General features: G+C 33.1%; 25 protein-coding genes and 1 riboswitch. Of the genes, 2 read left to right on the plus strand and 23 right to left on the minus strand.

Features of this window, described 5'->3' with window-relative positions:
- Window positions 1-14: 14 nt before the first annotated feature.
- From AMQ68_RS15975 to AMQ68_RS15990, 4 genes are all read right to left on the minus strand, one after another.
- A complete protein-coding gene (locus AMQ68_RS15975; RefSeq protein WP_054511613.1) occupies window positions 15-1,424 on the minus strand; it encodes a hypothetical protein in 1,410 nt (469 codons plus the stop codon).
- Window positions 1,425-1,526: 102 nt separating this feature from the next.
- A complete protein-coding gene (locus tag AMQ68_RS15980) occupies window positions 1,527-2,792 on the minus strand; it encodes a HAMP domain-containing sensor histidine kinase (protein WP_082384124.1) in 1,266 nt (421 codons plus the stop codon).
- A gap of 70 nt (window positions 2,793-2,862) precedes the next feature.
- Entirely contained in the window at window positions 2,863-3,540 is a 678-nt protein-coding gene (locus AMQ68_RS15985; protein WP_054511615.1) for a response regulator transcription factor, read from the minus strand.
- Between the two features lie 77 nt (window positions 3,541-3,617).
- Window positions 3,618-4,370, minus strand: a complete 753-nt coding sequence (locus tag AMQ68_RS15990; RefSeq protein WP_054511616.1) for a DUF3575 domain-containing protein — start codon at window positions 4,368-4,370, stop codon at window positions 3,618-3,620.
- A 248-nt stretch (window positions 4,371-4,618) separates the two neighbouring features.
- On the opposite strand from AMQ68_RS15990, the gene AMQ68_RS15995 reads away from it, so the two are divergent.
- Together AMQ68_RS15995 and AMQ68_RS16000 are read left to right on the plus strand one after the other, a co-directional pair.
- Window positions 4,619-6,706: an outer membrane beta-barrel protein gene (locus AMQ68_RS15995; protein WP_054511617.1), complete on the plus strand. Its 2,088-nt coding sequence runs from the start codon at window positions 4,619-4,621 to the stop codon at window positions 6,704-6,706.
- A gap of 428 nt (window positions 6,707-7,134) precedes the next feature.
- The gene (locus tag AMQ68_RS16000; protein ID WP_054511618.1) at window positions 7,135-8,634 is read left to right on the plus strand and encodes a BspA family leucine-rich repeat surface protein; all 1,500 of its coding nucleotides are present in this window, start codon (window positions 7,135-7,137) and stop codon (window positions 8,632-8,634) included.
- A 124-nt stretch (window positions 8,635-8,758) separates the two neighbouring features.
- Here AMQ68_RS16000 and AMQ68_RS16005 read toward each other — a convergent pair whose 3' ends face one another.
- The 19 genes from AMQ68_RS16005 to AMQ68_RS16095 form a co-directional block, all read right to left on the minus strand.
- Window positions 8,759-9,748, minus strand: a complete 990-nt coding sequence (locus tag AMQ68_RS16005) for a T9SS type A sorting domain-containing protein (protein WP_054511619.1) — start codon at window positions 9,746-9,748, stop codon at window positions 8,759-8,761.
- Between the two features lie 229 nt (window positions 9,749-9,977).
- Window positions 9,978-10,631, minus strand: a complete 654-nt coding sequence (ribB, locus tag AMQ68_RS16010) for a 3,4-dihydroxy-2-butanone-4-phosphate synthase (RefSeq protein WP_054511620.1) — start codon at window positions 10,629-10,631, stop codon at window positions 9,978-9,980.
- A 92-nt stretch (window positions 10,632-10,723) separates the two neighbouring features.
- Window positions 10,724-10,849: riboswitch (FMN riboswitch) on the minus strand.
- Window positions 10,850-10,985: 136 nt separating this feature from the next.
- The gene (locus AMQ68_RS16015; protein ID WP_054511621.1) at window positions 10,986-11,417 is read right to left on the minus strand and encodes a DUF1801 domain-containing protein; all 432 of its coding nucleotides are present in this window, start codon (window positions 11,415-11,417) and stop codon (window positions 10,986-10,988) included.
- A 2-nt stretch (window positions 11,418-11,419) separates the two neighbouring features.
- Window positions 11,420-12,175: an SMI1/KNR4 family protein gene (locus tag AMQ68_RS16020; protein ID WP_054511622.1), complete on the minus strand. Its 756-nt coding sequence runs from the start codon at window positions 12,173-12,175 to the stop codon at window positions 11,420-11,422.
- Between the two features lie 12 nt (window positions 12,176-12,187).
- Window positions 12,188-12,856, minus strand: a complete 669-nt coding sequence (locus AMQ68_RS16025; protein WP_054511623.1) for a DUF4272 domain-containing protein — start codon at window positions 12,854-12,856, stop codon at window positions 12,188-12,190.
- Between the two features lie 296 nt (window positions 12,857-13,152).
- Window positions 13,153-13,452, minus strand: coding sequence for a type II toxin-antitoxin system RelE/ParE family toxin (locus tag AMQ68_RS16030; RefSeq protein ID WP_054511624.1), 300 nt, complete (start codon window positions 13,450-13,452; stop codon window positions 13,153-13,155).
- Window positions 13,452-13,697, minus strand: coding sequence for a type II toxin-antitoxin system ParD family antitoxin (locus AMQ68_RS16035; RefSeq protein ID WP_054511625.1), 246 nt, complete (start codon window positions 13,695-13,697; stop codon window positions 13,452-13,454). Before AMQ68_RS16035 ends, AMQ68_RS16030 begins: the two co-directional genes overlap by 1 nt.
- 182 nt (window positions 13,698-13,879) lie before the next feature.
- Window positions 13,880-14,440, minus strand: coding sequence for an SHOCT domain-containing protein (locus AMQ68_RS16040; RefSeq protein ID WP_054511626.1), 561 nt, complete (start codon window positions 14,438-14,440; stop codon window positions 13,880-13,882).
- A 102-nt stretch (window positions 14,441-14,542) separates the two neighbouring features.
- Window positions 14,543-15,151, minus strand: a complete 609-nt coding sequence (locus AMQ68_RS16045; RefSeq protein WP_054511627.1) for a hypothetical protein — start codon at window positions 15,149-15,151, stop codon at window positions 14,543-14,545.
- 5 nt (window positions 15,152-15,156) lie between these two features.
- Window positions 15,157-15,942: a hypothetical protein gene (locus tag AMQ68_RS16050; RefSeq protein WP_054511628.1), complete on the minus strand. Its 786-nt coding sequence runs from the start codon at window positions 15,940-15,942 to the stop codon at window positions 15,157-15,159.
- Window positions 15,943-16,259: 317 nt separating this feature from the next.
- Window positions 16,260-17,114 carry a sialate O-acetylesterase gene (locus tag AMQ68_RS16055; protein ID WP_054511629.1) on the minus strand — a complete coding sequence of 285 codons (855 nt, stop codon included), beginning with the start codon at window positions 17,112-17,114 and terminating at the stop codon, window positions 16,260-16,262.
- Window positions 17,115-17,138: 24 nt separating this feature from the next.
- Window positions 17,139-17,750: a TetR/AcrR family transcriptional regulator gene (locus AMQ68_RS16060; RefSeq protein WP_054511630.1), complete on the minus strand. Its 612-nt coding sequence runs from the start codon at window positions 17,748-17,750 to the stop codon at window positions 17,139-17,141.
- Between the two features lie 156 nt (window positions 17,751-17,906).
- Window positions 17,907-18,677: a hypothetical protein gene (locus AMQ68_RS16065; protein ID WP_054511631.1), complete on the minus strand. Its 771-nt coding sequence runs from the start codon at window positions 18,675-18,677 to the stop codon at window positions 17,907-17,909.
- Between the two features lie 43 nt (window positions 18,678-18,720).
- Entirely contained in the window at window positions 18,721-19,095 is a 375-nt protein-coding gene (locus AMQ68_RS16070; protein WP_054511632.1) for a VOC family protein, read from the minus strand.
- A gap of 80 nt (window positions 19,096-19,175) precedes the next feature.
- On the minus strand, window positions 19,176-19,838 hold the full coding sequence (locus tag AMQ68_RS16075; RefSeq protein ID WP_054511633.1) for a DUF2461 domain-containing protein: 663 nt from the start codon (window positions 19,836-19,838) through the stop codon (window positions 19,176-19,178).
- 55 nt (window positions 19,839-19,893) lie between these two features.
- On the minus strand, window positions 19,894-20,382 hold the full coding sequence (locus tag AMQ68_RS16080; protein ID WP_054511634.1) for a GDYXXLXY domain-containing protein: 489 nt from the start codon (window positions 20,380-20,382) through the stop codon (window positions 19,894-19,896).
- Window positions 20,369-21,442 carry a DUF4401 domain-containing protein gene (locus tag AMQ68_RS16085; RefSeq protein ID WP_054511635.1) on the minus strand — a complete coding sequence of 358 codons (1,074 nt, stop codon included), beginning with the start codon at window positions 21,440-21,442 and terminating at the stop codon, window positions 20,369-20,371. Before AMQ68_RS16085 ends, AMQ68_RS16080 begins: the two co-directional genes overlap by 14 nt.
- A complete protein-coding gene (locus AMQ68_RS16090; protein WP_054511636.1) occupies window positions 21,432-22,385 on the minus strand; it encodes a DUF2157 domain-containing protein in 954 nt (317 codons plus the stop codon). Before AMQ68_RS16090 ends, AMQ68_RS16085 begins: the two co-directional genes overlap by 11 nt.
- 215 nt (window positions 22,386-22,600) lie before the next feature.
- A complete protein-coding gene (locus AMQ68_RS16095; protein WP_054511855.1) occupies window positions 22,601-23,638 on the minus strand; it encodes an RNA ligase family protein in 1,038 nt (345 codons plus the stop codon).
- Between the last annotated feature and the right edge of the window lie 6 nt (window positions 23,639-23,644).

Genomic DNA, 23,644 nt, shown 5'->3' on the forward strand with positions numbered 1-23,644 from the left:
AGATATTAAATTTTTTAAAGTACAATTTGAAGAGACAGTAAAAATTCTCCTTTTCTGTCAAAAATTCTTTTTGAAGCAGTATCATATAGAGGTCTGCTGCTGTATTGGGCTACAATTCTTGCATTTTGACCGTATAAAAAAAGATTGGCACCGATGTCGTAATAGCTTCCGCTTTGGTTTAATGCTTTCATATCTTTAAGAGCATAATTAAAGAAGGGTTGCACTTTCACAATCTTACTGAATTTTGGAAGGACAAAGCCTATCTGTGAAAACCAAATATTTCCGGTTCCCATTAAAACCCTATTATTTCCTGCGCCTTCCAACGCTCTTTCGCCTGTGAATCCGGCATCCACAGTTCCGGGATTCATGATTCCGCTTACTCTCAGGTAATTTGGGCCGTAGTTATAGTTGTAGAAAACAGAATAAAGTGTAAGTCCCATTTCTTTACTTTTATCACCCAGTGGAAGTTCAGAATATACATCTGCTCCAAGAATATTAACATCGTGAGATTCAAAAACATTTTCTGAAGGCTGAGATTGGGTAGCGTCTTTATTGGTGTAAAAACCGGCTCCTAGGTTCAAAACTTTTTTTGCGGCTAAGTTATTTCCGGCTAAAAATGAGGTGCTGGTCACTTCTTTATTGAAAAACTGATAATAAGCATATCCTGCATACGATAGTTTTCCACTTTGATTATTATCTACAGCAGGCCCGCCAACACTAGGTTTTGCATTGGTTGCAAAAGGTTTATTAACACTAAAACGATAATTAACTCTATCAAATTCTCCATGAACAAAAATACCAAGCTGTCTTGAAAACTGATCGGCTATTTCAATCGTAGGAAAATTAAAAACAGGAATATCACCTGCAAGCATTTTGGTTGTACTTGTATTGGTCAAACGGCTTACTCCATTCCATGAATGAAGTCCTGCTCCTATGTAAAGGTTATTTTTATTGGGTTTTCCTGTCTGAAAATCATTTCTTGGGATAATTGCCAATTCATTATAAGCATCATGAAAAAAGAAAGGTGCTTTTTTCCCTGCTCCATTACTTCCTGTTCCCGTTCCCCCTCCGGAAATGAAATTTTGATTATTGATTCCCATCTGTAAAAAAACAGAATAAAATGGGGTGAGCTGACTTTGAATGGTCAATCTCATTCTTCGTATTCCTACATCGTATGTTTGATCCTGAGGAACACCATTGACTGCCGTTCCCGGATTGTTATCAATACTGCGAAGCCAGATCTGACTGGAAATACCAAATTTTAACCATTGATCGCCTTTTTTATTCAGGTTGATTTTAAGATCTCCAATATCTAATGGATTTTTTTCAGTTGGTACTTCTTCTATTTTTTCGACTCTCATGCTGTCTTGGCTATAAGCATATTGTAAGGTCGTAAATGCTAAAATTAGAACTATTTTTTTCATAGGCGTTTTTACTTGTGCCTAAACAATACATAAATTCTGAAGAAATTCTGAAGTTTTTAAAGAAAGAGATTTTTGAGCGTTAGTGTTTTGATTTGCAGTGTTTTATTTTGTTAAATTAATTCTTATCGTATGTAATTTACCCTCAAAATGGTATGAAATTTCATAGTCATAAATCTCCAAAATTTTCTTCACGAGCGCCAAACCGATGCCAATAGAATTTTGATCGGGGTTTCCACGTTTGAATCTTTTGAACAATTCTTCTGTTGGGATTGAAGGTGGATTTCCGGTATTTGAGATCTGAAAAAAATTCTCTGTAAGGGTGACCAGAATCTTTCCATCTTTAATATTATGTCTTTTGGAGTTATTAATAAGGTTGTTAATAACAATAGAAGCAAGATTTTCATCAAAATTAAGATACACATTCTCCTGAATTTCTTTAACTAAACTAAGGTTCTGAATTTCAAAGAGATCTTCAAAATATTGGAGCCGTTCTTTTAGTAATTCAGAGAAATTAATCCGTTGGGAATCATTTTTTTCAAAGTGTTCTAATTTTGCTAGAAGAATAAGAGATTGATTAATGGATGAAAGCCTGTCTAGCTCATCATTCATAGATGAAAGGGTGATCAATTGATTTTCTGAAAGTTCACTGTCCATTAATAATTCTATTTTTCCTTTAATAGAAGCTAATGGAGTTTGCAATTCGTGAGACGTATTTTCAGAGAGTTCTTCCAATAGATGATAGTCTTTCTTTGAGCTTTCAGACATTTTCAGGAGAAACTTATTCAATGATTTGAATTCTTCGGTTTCTGTTTTCATAAGATCCATGGAACGATCGTCCTTTAGGCTAAACTTTTTGATCTCTTCCATTGCATGATAAAAAGGATTAAGAATCTTTTTTGATACCAAAACACTCACAATAATGGTAAGGATGATAAGAAAAACCATAATCCAGGCTACGACCATAATAATACTCATGATAAATTGGTTCTCAATAATCGTGATATACCTTATACTCGTAATGGAATATTTCTTTTGATGAATAACAGGGTAGGAGGTTACAGAAATTCGGTTGATATAAGACTGGATGCTTTTATTCCAGGTGTATTTTTCTTCAATTATTTTTTCCTTGGTAATCTTGGTATCGGGTGGAAGAATTTTAACCTGCGTTTGACGGTGAAATTTAAGATAATCATAAGCAGAATCTTTTTCAAGCCTATGCGTGATATACGTATTGAGATCTTCCAGTTTTACAATGGCAGAACGCATGGTCGCCCTTTCAAAAGCAAAATACAAAATTGTAAAGCCTGTGATGAGGACGAAAAATACCAAAATGGTAAATGCTCTTGCAAAACGGAAGCTTAAATTCATTTTAAAGATACTAGATTTTAGAGATAAGATAGCAGATTAGTATTTTCAGTTTACATAGGAAATATACTTTCTATTTGTCGATCCATTTATACCCCAATCCGTAGACGGTTTGCAGATAATCTTTTCCACCTCCGTCTATTATTTTCTTTCTTAAATTTTTAAGGTGTTGATATACAAAATCTACATTATCAATACTATAGGTGTAATCTCCCCAAAGATGACTTGCGATGGCTTGTTTAGAAAGCATCCTGTTTTGATTATTAATAAAATAAATCAGAATGTTGAGCTCTTTTTTGGTGAGATTTAGCAACTTATCATTGATTCTACATTCTTTAGACTGCAGATCAATTGTAATTTCATTAAAACTCAGGATGCGGTTGGCTTCCGGTGTTTTTCTTCTTACCACCGCCTTAATTCTTGAATGAAGCTCGGGCAGAGAAAATGGTTTTGTGATATAATCATCTGCGCCATCATCTAATCCTGCTAATTTTGTGTCTAAAGAATTTTTTGCAGAAACAATAATTACGCTGGCTGATGGAGAATCTTTTTTGATCTGTTGTAAAATCTCTAAGCCATTTCCGTCGGGCAGCATAAGGTCTAGAAGAATACAGTCATATTCAAAAAGTTCAATCTTTTCTAAAGCTTCTTGCGTATTAGAAGCCACCTCACAAACGTAATCTTCTTTCTTTAGATAGTCTGTAATATTGGTTGCAAGATCTTTATGGTCTTCTATGATAAGGATTTTCATATCAAATTATTAATCCGAATATAGGATATTCTTTTTAAAGATATAAAAATCTGCTCAGGAATGTTTACTGTAATTTTTTAAAATCTATACCCTAAAGACAATCCGCTTCTGAAACCGGCCCAAGGTCCGTCTACTTTTATTTTGGCGCCTCTTTCATTGGTTTCTACGGTGTAATCTACAAATGGAATATCTAAATTTTCAATTTCTTTTTTTAGCTGGGCCTGCATTTCTGGAGTTAGGATATAGTCACTTGTAAGAATGAAATCACCTTTTCCGCTTCCATAATGGCCTCCTGCAATCCAGAAATCTAAAACTAAGCTTTCACTTTTATTAAGGAAAAACTGAGCGCCCACCATAACACCTCCGCTGTTTCCGTTGGTGCTTCCTGATCCTTTAAGAGGAATTTGAAAAGTTACAGCATTGGCAGCGTTATAATCATAATAAAAATCGAAAGTATTGGAAGTTACTTTTGAATATCTATAATAGGGGGCAATATAAAATCCCTTTCCAAAGCCTTTTCCGATATAAAAACGCGGCTCTATGGTAAAATTGGTTGCTTTTACTCTTAGATTTTGAAATCTCTTTTCATCTTCATCATTTAAAAATGAATTGATGAAAGGAACTTTTCCCTCAGGCATGGTTCCAAAACCTACATTAATGGAAAACCATTGGTTAATTGATCTTTCATAAGACAAATTAATGTTTCTGAACACATATCCTGTAACGTTGGTTTTAATGATATTCATTTTGTCTGAAGAAACAGGGCCAGATTCTTGTGCCTCCACTTTCGAAAGAAGAAAACAAAGAATAACGATGAGGTATTTTTTCATGACTTTATATTTTGATTATACATTCCGTGAGTTGGTGTATGGAAACGGAAGCAAAAAGCGAGCAAGAAATCAATAAATGGTGAATTTAATTTTCTATTTTGATTAAAATTAATAACTTAATATTAATTATTAAAATAAAATTTACACAGAAGTTATTTTTTTCTTCTTTACAATTAAAAAAAAATTAAGTTTGTGATGTAACAAATTGCGGTTGTCAACTGTCTTATGTATGTTATTTAGATTTATTTATGAGAAAAGCTATATGTTCTGTACTTTTCCTTTGTGGAGTTTTTGTATTCTCACAGGAAAATGTAAAAAATGATACCATAAACGATACAAAAACGGGAGAGATTCAGGAAGTGATTTTAAAAGCCCAACGTAAAAAACAATTTGCGGATAAGGCTGTTTATACATTTGATAAAGAGGCTCTGGAGAAAGCCCGTTATGCAAAAGATCTCCTCAAAACATTACCGGAATTACAGCTTGATCCTATTTCCAATACGCTTAAAAGCATCAAAGGAGGAACTACCTTATTTTTGATCAACGGAATTGAAGCTACGGATATGCAGATCCGAAGCGTTCAGCCAAGTGAAGTTATTAAAGTAGAATATTATGATATTCCGCCAGCAAGATGGGCCGCCAGAGCAGATACTGTGATTAACCTCTTGACCCGTTCTGCAGAAACAGGATATGTTTTCGGTGCTGATCTTACGAGTGCTTTTACCACAGGCTTTGTAAACGGTTCGGCGTATGCAAATTATACCAAAGGAAAAAATAATTTCGGGCTGGAATATTCTATCAATCTTAGGGATTATGATGATAGAAGAGTTCAGAGTATTTATGATTATCAGTTGGGAGGAGAGCATTATCGTTCGGATGAAAACAAAAAAGACCATTTTGGATATACCTTTCAAAACATAGCCTTACGTTACACGCGTCAGGTTCCCGATAATTATGCTTTTCAGGCAAAACTGAATATGGATATTTTCAACAGTTTTGTAAATGGTAGCGGAGGAAGTATTTTTACAAAAGATAATTTTTCGGAGGAACATCAAATACTTAAAAATGGTAGTACAGAATATGTAACGCCCACATTAGATCTATATTTTTCAAAGAATATAAGTAAAAAAGATGAGTTGAGTTTAAATGTTGTTGCTAATAGTTTTACAACCAACACTTCCGAGTTTGCTAAAGAATGGATTGTTTCTTCAGGGCAATCTGTTTTTGATAATGATATGAATCTTAAGGCTAGGCAAACCGGAGTGGTAGGAGAGTTGGCTTATACTCATGATTTTGATGCAGGTAAACTTTCATCAGGATATCGTGTTTCTAATACTTCTATATCTAATGATTTGGAGAATTTATCGGGTCTTTCGGAATACAGTGTTAATTATCTGGAGCAGTATGTGTATTCTGAATTTGCCGGAAAAATAAAGAAATTCAGTTATCGTATAGGCGCAGGGCTAATGAATATTCATAATAAAAGTGCCGAAAATACTTTTGATGAATGGTCTTTTGTTCCAAAGCTTGTTTTGGGATATCAGCTGAAAAATAATCAAAGTCTTCGTTTTACAAGCAGTTATAAACCGAAAAGTCCGGGAAGTTCAGCTTTAAGTAGCAATGTCGTTCAGTTGGCACCGAATATTGTACAGCGTGGAAATCCTTTTCTTACTTCTCAGCAGACGTTTGGAAATAATTTGATCTATTCTTTTAATAATAAACATTTCGATTTTAATGCGAATCTTTTTTACTGGAATACGCAGCGTACGATCAATCAATTCTATGTTTTAGATGAGGTGTTAGGTAATTATGCTCTTACGTATGAAAATGCAAAAAGTTCTCAACAGTATGGTGTTCAGTTAACAGGTTCTTATAAACCTTTTGGAAGCAGCCTTCTTGTTATAAAAGCAGTGATTGCCCCTGCATCAGAAACTGTGAGAACAAGCAGTGGCGCTTTGATTAAGAATAATTATATAGGAAATAATTTTGTAGTATCATCTGAGTATAAATCATTTTCGATGCAGTATCAGATCAATATTCCGGTGTATACATTGAGTGGAGCATTTCTCAACCTTAATGAGAATCAGAACCATGTATTTGTAAGTTATAAAAAGAAAGAATGGACGTTGTCAACAGGTATGTACTGGATCGGGATGCCTTCCCAATATAAAACAAAAAGTTTACAAGAAAGTTTGGTTAATTATTCACGAGTAGGACAAATCATGAATAATAAATCAATGTTTGTTCTAGGAATAAGCTATGATTTCTCAAAAGGTAAAAAAACAGATTTAGAAAAGAAACTAAATAACTCAACAGCACCGGCTGCTACTTTTTAAATTGAGTTTAAACTTAAATGAAAAATCCGCTCAGAATATTTCTGAGCGGATTTACTTTTTGGATATATGGTATTATTCAACGAAAGGTTTTGTGCTATTGAAGAAATATCTGCGCATTCAAAACATAAATAGTATGATAGAAAAGTAGTACTCAGTAACATTTGACTTTGATTTATAGGAAGAAAATAAATTTATAAAATAATTAAATAAAATTTTAATACGACATGTTCTGTCGCCATGCGTCAATATCTTTGTATTAGAGATAAGATAAAGACGTATAGAAAGTTAAAGCATAATATTTTATTTTTTGAAGCTAGAATTAAGGATAGTGTATTGAGATTCAATTAATTAAAATTATTCGTTTTAAATTAATAATACTTTTTTATTTTTTTAAAAATAACTCTTATTTTTGTGAAATTTTTTAAATTATGTATAAAAAACAATTAATAACCATTTTTCTTTTCTTATTTTTCACGTCTTATGCACAGACTGAATTTATTACTTTGTGGAAACCTAATGTAGCTGGTACAATAGATAATGCCATATCTTTTGGTGGTACCGGGACTAGTTACACGATTAATTGGGAAGAAGTAGGATATCCTCATCATAATGGAGTTCTTAGCTCTGTTACATCCGATAGCAGCACCCCGACGATTATTTCTTTTGGGACTTCTTTAAATACCAATCCTATTCAGGCAACTTACAAATTAAAGGTTTCCAATGGTAGCGGATTATTTTATGGATTTAAAGCCAGTACAGACTTTATTAATGCGAATGCTAATCCGGAAATTATCGAGGTGAGCCAATGGGGAGAAATTCTTTGGCTTCAGCAGTTCAGTCAGGGGTTTGCAGGCTGTCCCAATCTTAATGTAACGGCTACAGACGTTCCTAATTTAACGCAACAGACCAATTTATCGCAAATGTTTTTTAATTGTTCATCTTTAGTCGGCAACAGTTCATTTTCTAATTGGAATACAAGCACTATTACCAATATGTATGGGATGTTTAGCAGGGCTTCATTATTTAATCAAAATATTGGTAATTGGAACACGGCTAATGTGAAAAACTTTAGCAGTATGTTTAATTTCGCGACTGCTTTTAATCAGAATCTTTCGGCTTGGGTTACAACATCCGGAACCGATTTCTCTGCAATGTTCAAAGATGCAACAGCTTTTAATCAGCCATTAAATTCATGGAATACTTCAAATGGTACTAACTTTCGCTATGTATTTGCCAACGCTAGTTCTTTTAATCAGCCGCTTAATAACTGGAATACAGGTAAAGTTACAGATTTTGAGTATATGTTTGAAAATGCCATATCGTTCAATCAACCGATTGGAAACTGGGATGTTAGTAAAGTTACTTATAATGCCGGTTTTAATATGTTTAATGGTGCCTCTAGTTTTGATCAGGATATTTCTACTTGGAACATAAAACTTCAAAACTTCAGTGGAAACTCTATATTTTTTGGATTAAAAAATGCTGGTTTATCATGTGTTAATTATAACAAATTTCTAATAGCGCTAAGTAATAACCCGACATGGGCAAACTCAACAGTAACAGCTGGAACGATAAATGTAACCGGATTAATTTACTCTACGCCACAAGCCATTATGGCAAGAGCTCAATTGGTAAACAAAGGATTTAATATTACTGGAGATACTTATAATGCAAGTTGCAGCGCAAGTTTATCAACTTCAGAAACTTCAGAAAAATCAAAAACTTCGGCTTATCCAAATCCAACAACAGGAGTCATAAACGTTGAATCTACAGCCAACGAAACAGCTTATTTATATGACAGCACAGGAAGAATCATTAAAAATGTGACTTTAAGTAAAGGAAATAATAGTATTGATCTTACTGAATTTCCATCAGGGAATTATCTGTTAAGAGGTAATACAACTTTTGCTAAAATAATGAAGAAATAGACTTCTTTTAATTCAGAAATAGGTCTACTTGTATAAAGTAAGCTCCAAAGTCTACCGACTTTGGAGCTTTTTTGTTATGATGAATGCTGTGGTTATATCGTTCAATTATAAATCATTAAAACTTTTATTTTTTAATAAACTTCACGGTTTCTGTCTTTGCATCTTTTCCGGAAGCTTGTATGAAGTAATTGGCTGTAGGAAGTTCAGAGATCTGCACTTTTCCAGATTTTAGATCCGATGTTTTTATCAGTTTTCCGTCCAGACTATAGATAGAAACGGTTGAATAATTTCCTGTTTCTCCTTTTAATTCAATAAAATTCTGTGCTGGATTAGGATATATTTTAAGAGCTTCTTTTTTAACTGTATGATCATTTACGGCTAGGAAAGCTTCATTTAAAGCCTGCGCGCCTACCGTAGTTTGATTAATGCTTAAAAGTGGTACGTTTATATTGGCAGTTGTTGAAGAAAGTAAAGGGAATTTATGAGAATTGTCATAATAAGTATAAGCGGTATTAGTAACTGTTCCTACAGGAACCGGAACTCCTGCTACAGACAGATTAAAATTCTGAACAGATTTAATTCTTAATACATTGGTATAGGTCTTTGCTCCTACGATTAATGTTCCACTTGCATCGGCAGAAATATTGATTGTTCCGCTAAATGTTCCGGAGGCTGCGGTGGAAGTAAATGTTCCGGATGCCGTATCAGTTTCTGAATATCCAAAAGAAGCAGGATAAGAAATAAATGTTCCGTTATTTGTCGTGAAATTCAATGTGGCATCTGGCGTAATAAGACCCGTGATTTCCAATTTAGAAGCCGTTGCTTTATAGTATATCGTATTGCTGCCATTGACCATTTTAATTGTTGTTCCCGGATAGGTACCAATTTCACCAGAAGTGGGTGCTGAATAATTAGCCGACGCAGCCGAACCTTGTGTTAAGCTACCGTTAGAAAACGTAGCACTTGAACCTAGTGCAGAATTATCTACCGTTCCGATTACATTATAATTGTTTACAAAATCACCTACGATAGGGTCATTAAATGCTTTGGTAATGGTAGTTTGTGCTGAACATACGCCAAAGCTTGCCAACAAAAAAAGTACAGATATTTTCATAGTTAAAAATTTCTTTAAAGATAATTAAAAAGACCTATTGGAAATGTATTTTATTTTACGATAACTATCTTTTAATGAAATATTTAAAAGATAATCTAGTCGTGAGTTTAAATTATATTATCTAGGGTGTTGACTCAAATCTTTAAATGTAATGTCAGGCAATTCAACAATAAAAATCCGCTCAAGCAAAACTCAAGCGGAAATTTTCTGTGCGTTATCTATTTAAAATTTAGTTCTGACTGATCATCATCATCTTACGGTAGGAATAAATATCCTCAATCGTAACGACCGTCATTTCTCTTTTTGCTGCAAAATCTACGATCTCTGGAAGTCTTGCCATAGAACCGTCTTCGTTCGTTAATTCACAAAGCACGGCATCATCACCAAGCTTGGCCAGTTTTACCAAATCTACGCTTCCTTCGGTATGTCCACGTCTTTCAAAAACGCCATCTTTTCTGGCAATTAAAGGGAAAACGTGTCCCGGACTTGCAATATGTTCTGCCAAAGCATTTTTGGCAATCGCTGTTTTGATGGTTGTTACTCGGTCTTTCGCTGAAACACCTGATTCTACGCCTTCTTTAGCTTCAATGGTAATGGTAAAAGCCGTTTGATTTTTTGAGTTATTGCTTTCTACCATCGGGCGAAGATTAAGATGTTTACTTTTCTCTTCCGAGATGCATAAACAAACGATGCCGCTGCATTCGCGGATCAAAAGTGCCATGTCTTTTTCTGTAATGGTAGAGGCTGGGAAGATGATATCGCCTTCGTTTTCACGGTTTTCATCATCTACTAAAAGGATGCCTTTTCCTTGTTGTAATTTTAAAAGTGCATTTTCTACACGTTCTTGGGAGGTAGCTCCGAATTTTTCTAATAATTTTTCCATGTTATTTTACTGTTGAAAGTTAAAATACACTTCGGTACATGGAAATGAAAGACAACACAACAAGTCTATCAAAATAGTCTTATTGATTGTTTCATTTTCTTCTCTCATCCAGACTATAACTGTCGGTTTTGGAGTTTCACCAAATCAGTCCTTTCGTTAAAAAGGAGTCGCGGACTGTAACCGCCGGTAGGGAATTGCGCCCTGCCCCGAAGAAAACTTATGTTAAGTTTTACTGTATGTTTGTTTTAATTGTTCTTTTTTAATTCATAAATTTTTTATCTAACGCACAGGCTGCTAATTTCGGGAAGTTTTTTGAATTGGGGAAGAGTTTGTAAATACTATTTAAAACTATTTTTATCTACAGGCACATTCATGATTTTCATTTAAATAGGCAATGGTTGCTTTGCACATTTTTTCTAAAGTATCAATGTTGATATCAGAAAGCTTTTTGATGTAGATGCACGCTTTCCCTATTTTAAATTTTCTAAAGTCGTCTAATAAATGCTTGCTTTCTTCGGTCGGCGAATAAACATATAGGGAGAACTCAACTTTTCGGGGTGAAAATCCGATGAGTGGCATGTCGCCTTCATGTCCGCTTGCATATTTATAATGATAGCTGCCGAATCCTATAATGGTCGGTCCCCACATTTTAGGCTCAAATCCTGACCATTCGCTCATAAGTTGTATTAACTGAAAACTATCTGCTTTCTTTTCGTCTTTTTCTACAAATGAGTTTATAAAATCTGTTACGTTGATGCTGGTTTCGTTGGTTTTATTTTTAGCCATGGTTATTCGTATTCTCTTAAGTAGGTTACCATCTTTTTCTCCATAAATTCAATAAACGAATTCGCTATTTTTATAGCTTTAGGAGGTTGGTTTTCGTGGGCAAAAATGTAGATGCTTTTATTCTCTAGATTGTACAGTAATTGATCTCCATCGCCATACAGCCAAAATTCACCTAGAATCAGATATTGTTTCTTTTGAATCGTTTCGATGGTTAATTCTTTAAAGTCAATGCCTATCCCTTCAAGCTGTAAGATTGATACATTTTGATACCATATTGCGAGATCTTCAGGAAGTTGTATGGAAAGTTCTTTCTCTGTATTTTGAATTGTTTCCTGTTTTTCGCCGGCTTGAATAACATCGGAATTACTATAAGATTTGGTTAATTGTTTAAAAAATTTAGGATAAGTATCTTTTAAATATCCGAATTTATTTTCTACCTCTTTCTGGAGTAGTTTTTCTTTTTGTTTCTCTGCTTTACAGAAACTATCAAATTCTTTTTCCCATCCTTTTTTATAGAGATCAGATAAAGAGACCTTTATTTCTTTAGATGTTAGCCAGTCAAAAGCTGCCAGCTGCCCGATGTATAAATTCTTGATCCCACTGAAACTGTCTTTTGGTTTTACTTTAAGAAAAGCCGTTCTCCCACATATTTTTTCTACGGAATCTTTATGGGTAGTAAACCAGTTTATCCATTCCTCGGCAACGAGTTTTCCTTCAGACAGGTTGGTGAATTTGTCAATAAGTTCTTGTTGTGTCATGTCTGAAATAGATTAAGTATCACAAGAAACATCATCCCATTCCTGCCTCATATAATTCACAAGCCAATTGAGTGCATACTGTCTTTCATAAACAATTCCTGAATCTATGGTTGTCATTTCCAAATTGTTTATTCGGGCATCCACACAAGCCCAATGGTATCTGTAATAAAGATCATTAGCATCTAATATTTCAGCTTTTGAACGGAGTTGATTGTTGGTCTTGATAAACTCATTCGGATCGTTATCTCCACCAATAGGGTATTTGTCAAGAGCAATATCATTTAAATCACATAATTCATTCGGAAAAGGGAGATTGTCGACAAGCTGTAGTGCCCAGAGTAAAACCCAAATGCATTCACATTTCCAGGTTTCCTGAAATTTTTTGTCTTCGGTTGGGTTCTGTAGAAAGTCTTTTTCATCAGGTGTTGTATGTTCCCAAAGATTGCACTCTTCAAGATAGCTGATGGCTTCTTCCGAATCTATACTGTCAAAAGCAACTAAGTTGGTAATAGATAAGATAGCCGCTCTTATTGCAACTTCTTTAGGAGTTCGAAGGGTTGTTTCCTCTTCCGACTCAATATAGGGAAGATTAACATTGATTTTGATACCTTCTTTTTTGAGAATTTCGTGAGTCTTTTCTTTTCTGGAAAGTTCTTCCTTATTTTTCAGAATGTCTGTCATATAATGGATTTAAAGTGGTGGGCTAACTTACGAAAACTATAAATTATTTGAAAGATAATATGTCTTAAAACTTTCTAAAATGATGATGGAGGTGTTGAGATTAAAAATACGTTTGAACTATTAAGTACATTGAAAAAGCTAAGTTTAATTAAGAAAAATCAAATAAATTTTTAAGTATTAAAGTGAAGCTAAACTTAAATTCTAAACAAAATCTTAATGGTAAAAACTTTAGAATAACTACTATAAGAAGGGTGATTTTCAAGGAAGATAAAATTTTTAAAATATAAGAAGATTCCTTATTCTTTTATCCTATTCTTTATATCCATATTTCCACCAAGAATTCTAGTGATTTCTATCTCATCTGTGTTGATGATTCTATAAAAAATGATATGCTTGTTGGCTAAAAAACCTAAAGTATGAGGATCTATTTCACTGTATTTTTTTCCAATAGATGGATTTTCACTGAGCTGTCTACAGAAGTTAATCAACTGTAAATAATATTTGTCAGCTTGATTTTCAGACCAAAATTCATAAGTATATTCATATATTTTGGAAAGATCTTCAAGGGCTTTATTGGTCAAGAAATAGTTGGCCATTATTTTTTCATTTTGGCTTTTAGAGATTCCAGATGTTTGTTAGGATTAAAGTCGGTAGCAATTCCACTATCAATTCCTTCTTGAATTGCATTTTTCAAAATTTGAATTTTATTTTCTTCTTCCTCCAACAATCTTAGGCCCGCCCGAATGACTTCACTTGCGTTTTTATATCTTCCTTCTAAAACTTTGCCATCTACGAAATGTTCAAAGTAATCTCCTAAAGAAACAGATGTATTTCGTCCCATTTTATTTATGATTTAAAAATTACCAATATAAAATTACCAAATATTGGTAACTTATGCAAACTTATTTCTTCCTATTCTTATATAATATGTGTTATAAATTATTGGAAATAAGTCTATTATTTGAGTTTTTATTTTATGTAAAAATAAAAAATGCTCCATGGAATAGAGCATTTGTGTATTGATTATTTTTCATTCATAATTTTATCTTTTTCCTTTTGGAATTCTTCTTCCGATAAAACTCCAGCATCTTTCAATTCTTTTATCTTCTTCAGTTTATCATATTTTGTTTCAGAACTTTGAACTTGGGATTTTTCTTTGGGCATGAACTCATCGGGAATAATAATTTCACCAGATTTAATGGCGTTTTCTATATCCATTTCATAGTTGATGAGTCCGCTTCCGATCTTTACATAATATACGTATCCATTCTTTTTATTTCCTCTGGGCATTACTTTTTTTACCTTAAAAGTGAGTCCGGAATTATTTCTTCTGAAAGAGTTGGCCTGGTTGGCAAGACCTTGATAGCCGGTTGTAGAGCTGTAATTGAATAAAGAAGAGGCGTTGGTTCGGATAAACTTAAAATCACCATCGTTCATAGAGCCGGTTCCTATTTTCAGATCTAAACCTTCATACACTTTAAAACCTGTTGAGGTCGTTAGGGTATCATTTTCAAATTTTGGAAGGGATTGTGAAAGTGAGATTCCAAAAATAAAGAGTGTAAAAGCCAATAGTAGTTTTTTCATTGTTTTATATTTAATTATCAAAAAATTGAGAATCAAAAGTAAAACGAATTGTTATGATGACCTTACGGGAACCCTTTTGCAGAAGTGCTTTTACGAACAATGTTAATAAAACTGTTGTATTGTTTCAATTGTTTTGGTTTGAGTATCAAGGAAAAGATAAATACTTCCGTTATCATGAAAAAACTCACAATCTTTAATATCTACTTGAGCCAGAAAGAATAAAGGCTTGTCATTTTTTATTGGCCACTGCGGATTTTGTATCCACTTTGGAGGTTTAGATTGAAACTTAAAAAGTTCTGAATATCGATTTTTAATCAATTGCTTTTGTTCTGATTTTGATAGCGTTTTATCTGACGGTAAAATATATTTCTCAATAAATTCAGAGTCGGCATCAATGTATTTTGGACTTAGCATTGAGATTAAATTATACTCCTCTGCGTATTTATTTGACGGATTCGCTTCAATTCCTGCTTTTTTTAAAAACAATTCTATGGTACCTTGAGCATTTAAAATGCCTGTCGAACTGTTGTAATCTTGCTCTGCCAAATATAAGAATACGGTTGTGCCTTCAAGGTAGGTTCCTTTCCAGTTGATAACCGCTGCGGAAAGAAATGTTTCAAGAATCGGATTGGTAAAAAGTTGTTCTTCAAATTCTTTTGGGGAAAGATTTCCTTCAATAAACTGAGTGAGGATCTGTATTTCTTTTGCCATAAATTCTATTTCTTTTCAATAACAATGTTTTTGAGTTCAAAAGGAATTCTCTGAATAGATTTTTCATTTTCTATCATCAGCTCAATTCGGATTTGGCCTCTTTCGGTTGGAGTCATTTCTTTTTTTAATTTAACAAATTTATAGGTGATTCCGGTCTTTTTATCATCTATTGATAAGTTGTTGTATCCGGGATCCGGATTGTCGTTGATGAAATAGATCAGTTTTTGTTTATCATTATATCGATAAGCATAGATGAGGTCGTAGGATTTAAAATCAATTTTTTTATACTCTTCGTCATCATTTATTGAATAGCTAAAGTCTGGAAAATTTTTATTAATTACGGTGGAATCTACAATACTAAAATAAAGGTCAGGATTTTTTGCGTTTATTTTTTTATCCACAAGATTGGTATTTCGCTTTATTTCATTGAGGGTGCCCAAATCAAAATAGGAGTCATTGTCTTTTGAAGGCTTAAAATATTTCATGACCCCTTTTATATCTACGGTCTTAAATTGATGAGCCGGAATGTAATAGCGTTTTACCTTAGTATCTCCATTATTATAGTTGTAATTAATGGGATATTCTTTATTTTCTTTAAGTACTTTCTGGGTATTATCAGTAACCGTTAAGGTGTCAAAATTAATCAGATCAAATTTACTGGATGGCTTGTCTATATATAAATTGATTTCAATAAAATTATCATATTGATTAGCATAAGAAAGCTCTATTTTATGTTGAGCGAACAACTGAATATAAGCCAATGCGAAAATTACTAGAAATATTTTATTCATTATTATAGATCTTGATCTAAGGTGTGTTTAAAGATCGTTAAATTAATGAATATAAAATAGGAGAAAGGAGTAGGAGGTTTTTAATGTTTATTAAAGTTATCCACAATTGGAATTAATTGTATAAAATTGTGGATAACTTTTCTGGTGTATCAAAATGTTGTATTTAGCTAATGATACTGTGTGGTTTGTTAATCTAGGATAGATACTTCTGTGTTTATAATGGATGTTGAATTGTTAGTAACTTGTTGATAAAAATTTATAAGATATTAATAAGGTGTTAGTAAAATGTTAGTTATTTTAATTAGAATACGGTTGCTTTATGATCTGTTATTAAGTTCTGCAAACTGAATCTGAAATTCATCAGCATTTATCGTTCCCATAGCAAATTGATATTGAAGCAATTCGGATTTTTCACTTTTGGTTAGAAGGCGGTTATTAATTTGTTCTATGATTTGATCTTCATCCTTCACAGTTCCCAGGATATGAGCCTTTTGCTGAAATGCTTTAAAATATCTGATCCCAAATTTTCTCTGAGAAACTGCATCAAAATGAATGTTATCCGGATTAGCTGTTAAACCTTCAGCAGAAGCAAAGTAGCAGTCATCATGATTTTGGGCAAATTCTAATAATGCTTTATTAATTTCATGATGCTCATTAAAATATTGACCATACATTCCGTCTTGTAAAAAGTCACCCAATCCACCAACGATCAGAGGAATATGTGGGACATGCAGTTCTTCTCTTAAGGTTTTTATAAGTAAGGTAAACTTTTCTGTGTAGGATTGATGCTTTTTCCCACTGCTGTCATTTTCTCCCTGATGCCAGAGGATTCCACTTAATGTACTTATTTTTTGTGCTGCTTTTGCCTGAAAAACAGCATTTTGAAATAACGGACCTTCGATACTCCAATCGTCTAAGCTTGTTCCGCCATCAGCACACGGAATTAAGGCAATATCGTCTTCCTGATTATGGAACAAACGCCACGAAGAAGCGAAAGATGCTGCCAGGCTAATTCCAGAAGTAGATCGGTCACAATTAATGGGTTCCGACATTGTTTGCCATCTTCCGTTTCTCAGCATTTTTATCTTTTCGTCATGAATAGGAGAAACTTCCTGTAGAAAGCCACGACCAGCCATATTAGATTGGCCGATCATTAAAAATGAATGTATCATTGTATTTACGTATTATTCTTTTTTTTACTTTTTTAATGCCTTATAAACCTTGGCGAAGGTGCTCCATAGTATTTCATCGGTTAAAACAAAAGGAAGTCCGTTTACATTTTTTCCCTGTTGATGAAAGCGTAATAGAGTATTTAAGGGAGCGAAAGCAATGGACCAGTAAATTTCAAATGGGGCTTCTTCAATTTCTCCACGTTGTACCGTATTGGAAATAAATTCTAAAAGATTATTCTTGAATTTACTCATAAACAATCCCGGCTTTTCATTAAACATTTTTACAAATTGCTGACTGTAATGTGAATTATTAATTTGCTCAAAGAAAGGCATCAGAAGCGGATTTTTGATGGCATAATGATATCTGTTGGTCCATTGCACACGAAGTCCTTCTTCCAACGAAGAGTTTGGGTCGAATCCTTCATTAATAAGTGCTTCCATTTTGTTTCCTTCTTCAATAACCAGTTGAACAATAAGGTCATCCTTGTCTTTATAATATACATAAGGAGTACCGACAGAAATATTACAGGCTTTTGCTAATTTATTGATCGTAAATCCATCCAATCCATCTTTTACAATGATTTCAATGGCCTTTTGTTTTATTATATGTTCTTTGTGTGGATCTCTGTTTCGCATATTCACTTTATTATGAGTATTTTATAATTAAATGAATATTCATTTAATTATAATTGCAAATGTATATTATTTTTGAATATGTACAAAGAAAGTGGGTGTTAAAATATTTTAATAGAAATAATTATGAAACTTATGAGGCAGTAAAAATCAAATATTTTAATAATCTACAATGATGAAATCTGGGTTTTGGGAAACGAAAAAATATCCATCAATATGATCTTCAGTAGGAGGTTGTGCATATTCTTTTTTTAATTGAGCCATTTCTTTTTTTGACATTTTTTTAATGTTTTCTGGTGATAGCTCTGATTTTTTTTGAGCTTCCCAATTTTTAAGATAATTTTTCAGCTCAATTTTATAGTCTTCTGATTTTTTGTATTCTTTGAATTGAGTAAATCTGAACTTCATAAATTCATCTTTATTTAATTCTTTTTCCTTCACAACATTATCTTTATTGATGGTCATTAATTTATACTGAGTAAATAAATATGAATATCCAAAATCTGCAGTTTCTAGCAGATCACCGGTGGGTATGACAAGTATTCCTGAATAGTCAAGAACTATTTTTTGATCTCCGAAAAGCTTTTTGTATACAGAAATATAGTCTTCGCTTTCTGAATTGAGATCCTGAATTTTAATATCAACGACCTTTAAAATATTTTTTTCAATGGTAAATGTTGCAATGTAATCACGGGAATTTGAGGTAGAAAAAGAAAGCATTCTTTCTCCATTGCTGTATTTTTTGAATTCGGAGAGTTTAGGTCCGTAGATGGGATGATATTCAGGGTGGTTCTGGAAATATTTTTCCAGAGGATTATTCAGCAAATCATATTCCTTGTTATTAATAATAATTTTATCAGGTTCCTGACCTGTCGCAAAAATTTTTAGGATTGAAAAAGTGAATAGAAAGATTATTATTTTGAATCTCATTGGGTACTTGATTTTTTCATTGATTTGCTATGATCAATAGATATTATTTTCTGCTTTTTAATTGAAAAACATTTCCTTCAGGATCCGTTCCGTCGCACAGCCAAAAATCGTAATTGTCGAATGTTTTAACCTCTCTCATCTGAATGTTTTTTGACAGGAATTCTTTTCTTGTCAATTCTATATCTACATCAATGGTAAAAACAAGTTTTGTATTATTATCGAAGGTATGGGCAGCTTCTATTTTATCCAAATACTGATCTCCAATTTTATGCAATCCAATATGTACGGTTCCTGCATTCAATAAAACCCAAATAAAATCTTCTTCAATTACTTTTAAATTAAAGTGTTCAACATAGAAATTTTTAAGTAACTCAACGTTTTTAACGTAAAGAATTAGAGTATCAAATGTTGCGTTCATTGGTTTATTTTAAGGAGCGTAAATATAACAAAAAGCTATTCTTAAAATCGAAAGCTTTTCGATAACAGACTATCATAATTTTAAAACAAGGGTTCTCCATTTAAATCCGTTGTCAGTACTTCACTCATATAATCAAAAAAAGGGCGCATTGCTAATAAGGTAAGAATTACTTCTTTTTGAAAACTTCCGGATAAAACTTCCTTATCGGTAAATTTCCTCATGACTACATATTGCTTTTTTCTGATTAAATCTATGGCAGGATGATTTTTATCAAAACCTCGTGGAGCCGTTTTTACAGCATCACCCTCAATGTTTCTGAAGTATTGTATGAAATTTTCGTTGGATATGATCTTTTCTATTGCTGTTGTATTGAGTTCAAATTCTTTTCGGATGCGGAGTAAATCTTTAGTGTCAGGACCCCAAAATCCGCCTCCCACAAAACTGTTGTTGGGTTCTAGCTGAATATAATATCCACCTCTTAACATGGGTTTTGAACGGGAATATCCAACTCCGAAATTGGTTTTATAAGGCTCAGACTGATCTTTGGAAAAACGAAGATCTCTGTAAATTCTGAAGATATGGAGCCCTTTTAGATGATCGTATTCCTGAAGCTCGGTGTAGATTTTGTTAAAAAAAACTTTGTTTTCTTTGACAATCAAATCATATTCTGCCTTATGCTGAGCAAACCATTCCCGATTGTTGTTTTCTTTTAAATTGTTAAGAAATTCAAAGGCTTTTTTCATGTTACTATGTGCGTATTAGAAGTTTTAATTTTTAATAAGTAGGGTATGATGCTCTTTATTTTATATTTTTCAGTTGCTCATCATAAAGACCAACTAGCAAACTGTTTCCATTTTTATCAATTTTTACGCCACCATATCTAGCGTTTTCATATTTTTTGGCTTGCCCTTCCTGAAAAAAGAAAGATTCTGCACCAATATTAACAGTCCATTGGTCTGGTGATGAGTATTCAATGGCGTATTCACCTTTGTTGAGAGGGGTAGTTTCTTTTTGAAATCTTAGTTTGTGGGCAACTCCATTATGATCAAGCCGAACGATGCAATATCCTCTTTTCGGAATATTTTGTGAATATCTGTCTTCTGATATTTCATACAGTAAATTCATGTAATCACCTTGAATTAAAGAACGCGGATCAACCGGAGCAAGTTTCAAAAGAACCAATTGTCCGTTTCTTAGAAGTTCTTCTTTTTTTATCACGGAATAGTTGAAATACACCAACAAAATAATGAGATTCAATACTATAATAATCCATTTATATTTTTTCATTTGATGTCAGTTTTTTGTGAGTTAATAAGTACAGTCCCAGAAATAATATACCGGATGAAAATAATAGGATTGATTTGGTAAGCAATGTAAAATGAAGGTCATAATAATACTGTGAAACAAAATAAATGAATGCAATAATTCCAATCACCAAACTTGTCTTATAATTTACTAAAAAGCTCAACAGAATAATTAAAATAGCTCCAGAGATTGCAGGAGATAAAACAGTAGGAAGCAGTATCAAAATGCTTGCGATATAAATTCCTATTTTTTGTTTCATTTCGGAAATATGTAAAACCTGAAAAAGATGAGAAAGCACATATAGAATGGCCAGAATAATAACGACGGATGGTACCCAAATATAATCTCTGGATACCTTAATAAATTCGTGGTCTAAGAAAATGAAAACGAATGCTGCCAAAAATGAGAAAACTAACCCGATACGAACTGGATTATATAATTTTGAAAATAGGGGATTCAGTGATATTATTTTTGCTTCTTTCAGAAATACGGCAGTGACAATTAAGGCAAGGAAAGAAATATATGCATGAATGAAATCGAAGTTTTTATTTAATGTGATCAGTGTTATAATGGCCCCATTAATAATCAATACAGAAGCAAAAGCAATGATATAGCTCCGAGCAATTATTAATGAAACCGCTGCAATCAAAATACAAATAAGGCTTACTGCTGTTTCGGTCATTTCCATCTTAAACAACGCGAGTACTAAAATAATAAGCCCAATGATATAAGATGAAACGCTTACAGTATCAAAAATGGTTGTATTATATATTGTATTGATGAATATTCCTCCCAAAATTAAAAGGGTGCCCAATATGAATAAAGCTGTGGTAGAATCATATAATCCTGTGATAAAAAGGAAACCTACAAAAGCAAGACTTGCTAAAACACCACCAAAAATGGACAGGATTTTTACCGCTAAAGATTGATGATCATCATTTTTTTGATAAGCAGAAAATATGGCTTCTCCGTCAAATGTCACTTCTTTATTTTCTGTCTGAAAGTGATTCAAAAGTTCTTTTATTTCTTCTTTATTTCTCATTTTTCCATTTATTTTGAAGGTTAACCAACTTCATAATGACCAACGTAACACTTACGATGATAAACAGGCTTACTGGTAAAAGCATTTCTGCTCCTTCAGAGATTCTGAGGATTGAAGCTGAAATCATGATAATAATACTCAATGGAATCACAGAAAGATAGAATCCGCTTTTTGATTTGATTCCATGCCAGATTCCGAGGCCATACATTAATATAACAATTAAAGCTAAGCCAGGAAATATAGATTGATCCTCATCAAGAATCCCGAAACTCACTCCCGCAGTCGCGAATGTAACAGAGCCTAAAGTCAAAATATAGATAAACCATTTGGGGACGCTTTCAATTTTTTTATCCTTTTCCAGAAAAATGAAGGTAAGGAGTATTGCTGTGTTGAATAGAAAAAGTAAGGTTATGACCAATATGGGTGGCCAATCTTTGGCGACTTGCTCTGTATATAAAATGAAGGTGGTATTAATTAAAACAATATACAGTAACCACAACGGTGCAAAGTTGGAAACAACAACCCACAAGGTGATAAAAAGGGTCCAGGCTAAAAAGAAATCATAGGCATCGGCGCCTGTCTGATAAATTTGTCCGAACACCGCAAATAAAACCCCTACCAAAAAAGATGAACCTGTGAGGATAATATTTCGGGTGCTGCTTTTTATTTTTGGAAGTAATACAATGATGGTCGTTGCAATGATGAGAACTTCTGTTAATCCGAGTTTAATAAATTTGTTCAGATCTGCCCAATTATACGCAAAAAAGAAAATAATTCCCGCAGTAGTAAACCCAATACCAAGAGTAATAAAGAACAGGCGAAGGAATTTTTTCCACATTTCTTTATCATTATAAACATTTTCTTTCAGTACTCTTTCAATTGCCTGCTCTGTCAGATTGCTGTGGCGGCTTATTATGTGGATATCTTCTCGCTGGATTTTCATGGTGGTGTTTTTCTTAATTGTACCGAGTTGAAAATGTTTATTTCGTTCGGTTTCAAGAAAACTAAACTACACAAAATAAGTGGAATTTAAAGAGTTGTGTTTTTGAATGTCATGAGTAGGGAAAAAATGGAAAGCCGCTCCGGAAATGGGAGTGGTTTTGGTGCTTCTTACATCTTATGAACGTAACTTTTTAATTTTTCATCACGTGTCACTGATTACGAATCTGCAATATTTGGAGTTATTATTCTATCTATTTCAGAATTAATTCTTTCAATAATCCATTCTTTTTCATCAGGAGATAAATCGTTTAAAAGATTGTTGTTATTTTCATTAAAATCTGTGATGACATCTTCTGAAAATTCTGTTTTAATATCAGAAACTCGAATTTGATTGTTCATATCTAGCTCACCTATTTTAGAGATGGCACTTTTTAATCTGTTTTGAGTGACGTAGTTTCTCAGTTCATCTATGATAAAAGATAAATCTTCTGTTTTAGATGAAATAGTTGGAATGAATGACCATTTTTCTGCTTCATGAAATTTTTCTTCTTCGTCAAATTCAGGATTTTTTAATTTAACGATTGGTCTTGAAAATAATGTATTATCTGTTTGATTGAAAGGTTTTATAACAACGCCTTCAATTAAATTTTCCTGTAGTTCCGGAAGGTTGAATTCTTTAGGAATACTTGAGTTCATTCTAATATTGAAGTTCATGGCTTCAGTAAATTTTCCAATCAATAACGGCTGTGCATGAAATATTCCAAACTGATTAAAATAATTGACAGAACTTTCATAATCCAGATAATATTTAGAATCTGAACCCTTGGTTTCTATGGCAATATCAAAAGCACAAAATTCGATATTGGGCGTATAATACACTCCGGTTTGTATGGCGTGTAAATCCTTTATAGGACTGACTTCGGGATGAGGATATTTACCTCCGAACAACTCACCATATACCATATATTTTTCTCCAGTTATTTCATTGCTTAATTTTTCGAAAAGGCGCAGTATATGATCTTCTAATTTATTTACCACCAATTGAAAACCGAAAAAATCGTCTGTCCAGTTGAGGTATTCTTTCCTTTTAGCAAATTTCAGAGTACTATTTTCATAGACGAAACTAAAGTTGGCACCATGAACTTTTTCTGTAACTACCCATTTTAATTTTTCCATTTGGGAAAAATCATGCTCATTGAGACCTAACTTTTTTAGGTTGTTGGGCATTTTTTCATACCCTGAAAATTGATTCATTGTTTC

Source organism: Chryseobacterium sp. ERMR1:04 (genome assembly GCF_001297705.1).
In the GTDB taxonomy this organism is placed as follows: Bacteria; Bacteroidota; Bacteroidia; order Flavobacteriales; family Weeksellaceae; genus Chryseobacterium.

Excerpts from the sequence above, each read along its gene's own strand:
- AMQ68_RS16030 (WP_054511624.1), bottom strand. The coding sequence starts at position 13,452 with ATGGCCAACTATTTCTTGACCAATAAAGCCCTTGAAGATCTTTCCAAA.
- AMQ68_RS15985 (WP_054511615.1), bottom strand. The coding sequence starts at position 3,540 with ATGAAAATCCTTATCATAGAAGACCATAAAGATCTTGCAACCAATATT.
- AMQ68_RS16085 (WP_054511635.1), bottom strand. The coding sequence starts at position 21,442 with ATGAGAAATAAAGAAGAAATAAAAGAACTTTTGAATCACTTTCAGACA.
- AMQ68_RS16045 (WP_054511627.1), bottom strand. The coding sequence starts at position 15,151 with ATGGCAAAAGAAATACAGATCCTCACTCAGTTTATTGAAGGAAATCTT.
- AMQ68_RS16070 (WP_054511632.1), bottom strand. The coding sequence starts at position 19,095 with ATGAACGCAACATTTGATACTCTAATTCTTTACGTTAAAAACGTTGAG.
- ribB (WP_054511620.1), bottom strand. The coding sequence starts at position 10,631 with ATGGAAAAATTATTAGAAAAATTCGGAGCTACCTCCCAAGAACGTGTA.
- AMQ68_RS16050 (WP_054511628.1), bottom strand. The coding sequence starts at position 15,942 with ATGAATAAAATATTTCTAGTAATTTTCGCATTGGCTTATATTCAGTTG.
- AMQ68_RS16020 (WP_054511622.1), bottom strand. The coding sequence starts at position 12,175 with ATGACACAACAAGAACTTATTGACAAATTCACCAACCTGTCTGAAGGA.
- AMQ68_RS16035 (WP_054511625.1), bottom strand. The coding sequence starts at position 13,697 with ATGGGACGAAATACATCTGTTTCTTTAGGAGATTACTTTGAACATTTC.
- AMQ68_RS16080 (WP_054511634.1), bottom strand. The coding sequence starts at position 20,382 with ATGAAAAAATATAAATGGATTATTATAGTATTGAATCTCATTATTTTG.
- AMQ68_RS16025 (WP_054511623.1), bottom strand. The coding sequence starts at position 12,856 with ATGACAGACATTCTGAAAAATAAGGAAGAACTTTCCAGAAAAGAAAAG.
- AMQ68_RS15980 (WP_082384124.1), bottom strand. The coding sequence starts at position 2,792 with ATGAATTTAAGCTTCCGTTTTGCAAGAGCATTTACCATTTTGGTATTT.
- AMQ68_RS15975 (WP_054511613.1), bottom strand. The coding sequence starts at position 1,424 with ATGAAAAAAATAGTTCTAATTTTAGCATTTACGACCTTACAATATGCT.
- AMQ68_RS16065 (WP_054511631.1), bottom strand. The coding sequence starts at position 18,677 with ATGAGATTCAAAATAATAATCTTTCTATTCACTTTTTCAATCCTAAAA.
- AMQ68_RS15990 (WP_054511616.1), bottom strand. The coding sequence starts at position 4,370 with ATGAAAAAATACCTCATCGTTATTCTTTGTTTTCTTCTTTCGAAAGTG.
- AMQ68_RS16095 (WP_054511855.1), bottom strand. The coding sequence starts at position 23,638 with ATGAATCAATTTTCAGGGTATGAAAAAATGCCCAACAACCTAAAAAAG.
- AMQ68_RS16060 (WP_054511630.1), bottom strand. The coding sequence starts at position 17,750 with ATGCGAAACAGAGATCCACACAAAGAACATATAATAAAACAAAAGGCC.
- AMQ68_RS16075 (WP_054511633.1), bottom strand. The coding sequence starts at position 19,838 with ATGAAAAAAGCCTTTGAATTTCTTAACAATTTAAAAGAAAACAACAAT.
- AMQ68_RS16005 (WP_054511619.1), bottom strand. The coding sequence starts at position 9,748 with ATGAAAATATCTGTACTTTTTTTGTTGGCAAGCTTTGGCGTATGTTCA.
- AMQ68_RS16015 (WP_054511621.1), bottom strand. The coding sequence starts at position 11,417 with ATGGCTAAAAATAAAACCAACGAAACCAGCATCAACGTAACAGATTTT.
- AMQ68_RS16090 (WP_054511636.1), bottom strand. The coding sequence starts at position 22,385 with ATGAAAATCCAGCGAGAAGATATCCACATAATAAGCCGCCACAGCAAT.
- AMQ68_RS15995 (WP_054511617.1), top strand. The coding sequence starts at position 4,619 with ATGAGAAAAGCTATATGTTCTGTACTTTTCCTTTGTGGAGTTTTTGTA.
- AMQ68_RS16055 (WP_054511629.1), bottom strand. The coding sequence starts at position 17,114 with ATGATACATTCATTTTTAATGATCGGCCAATCTAATATGGCTGGTCGT.
- AMQ68_RS16000 (WP_054511618.1), top strand. The coding sequence starts at position 7,135 with ATGTATAAAAAACAATTAATAACCATTTTTCTTTTCTTATTTTTCACG.
- AMQ68_RS16040 (WP_054511626.1), bottom strand. The coding sequence starts at position 14,440 with ATGAAAAAACTACTATTGGCTTTTACACTCTTTATTTTTGGAATCTCA.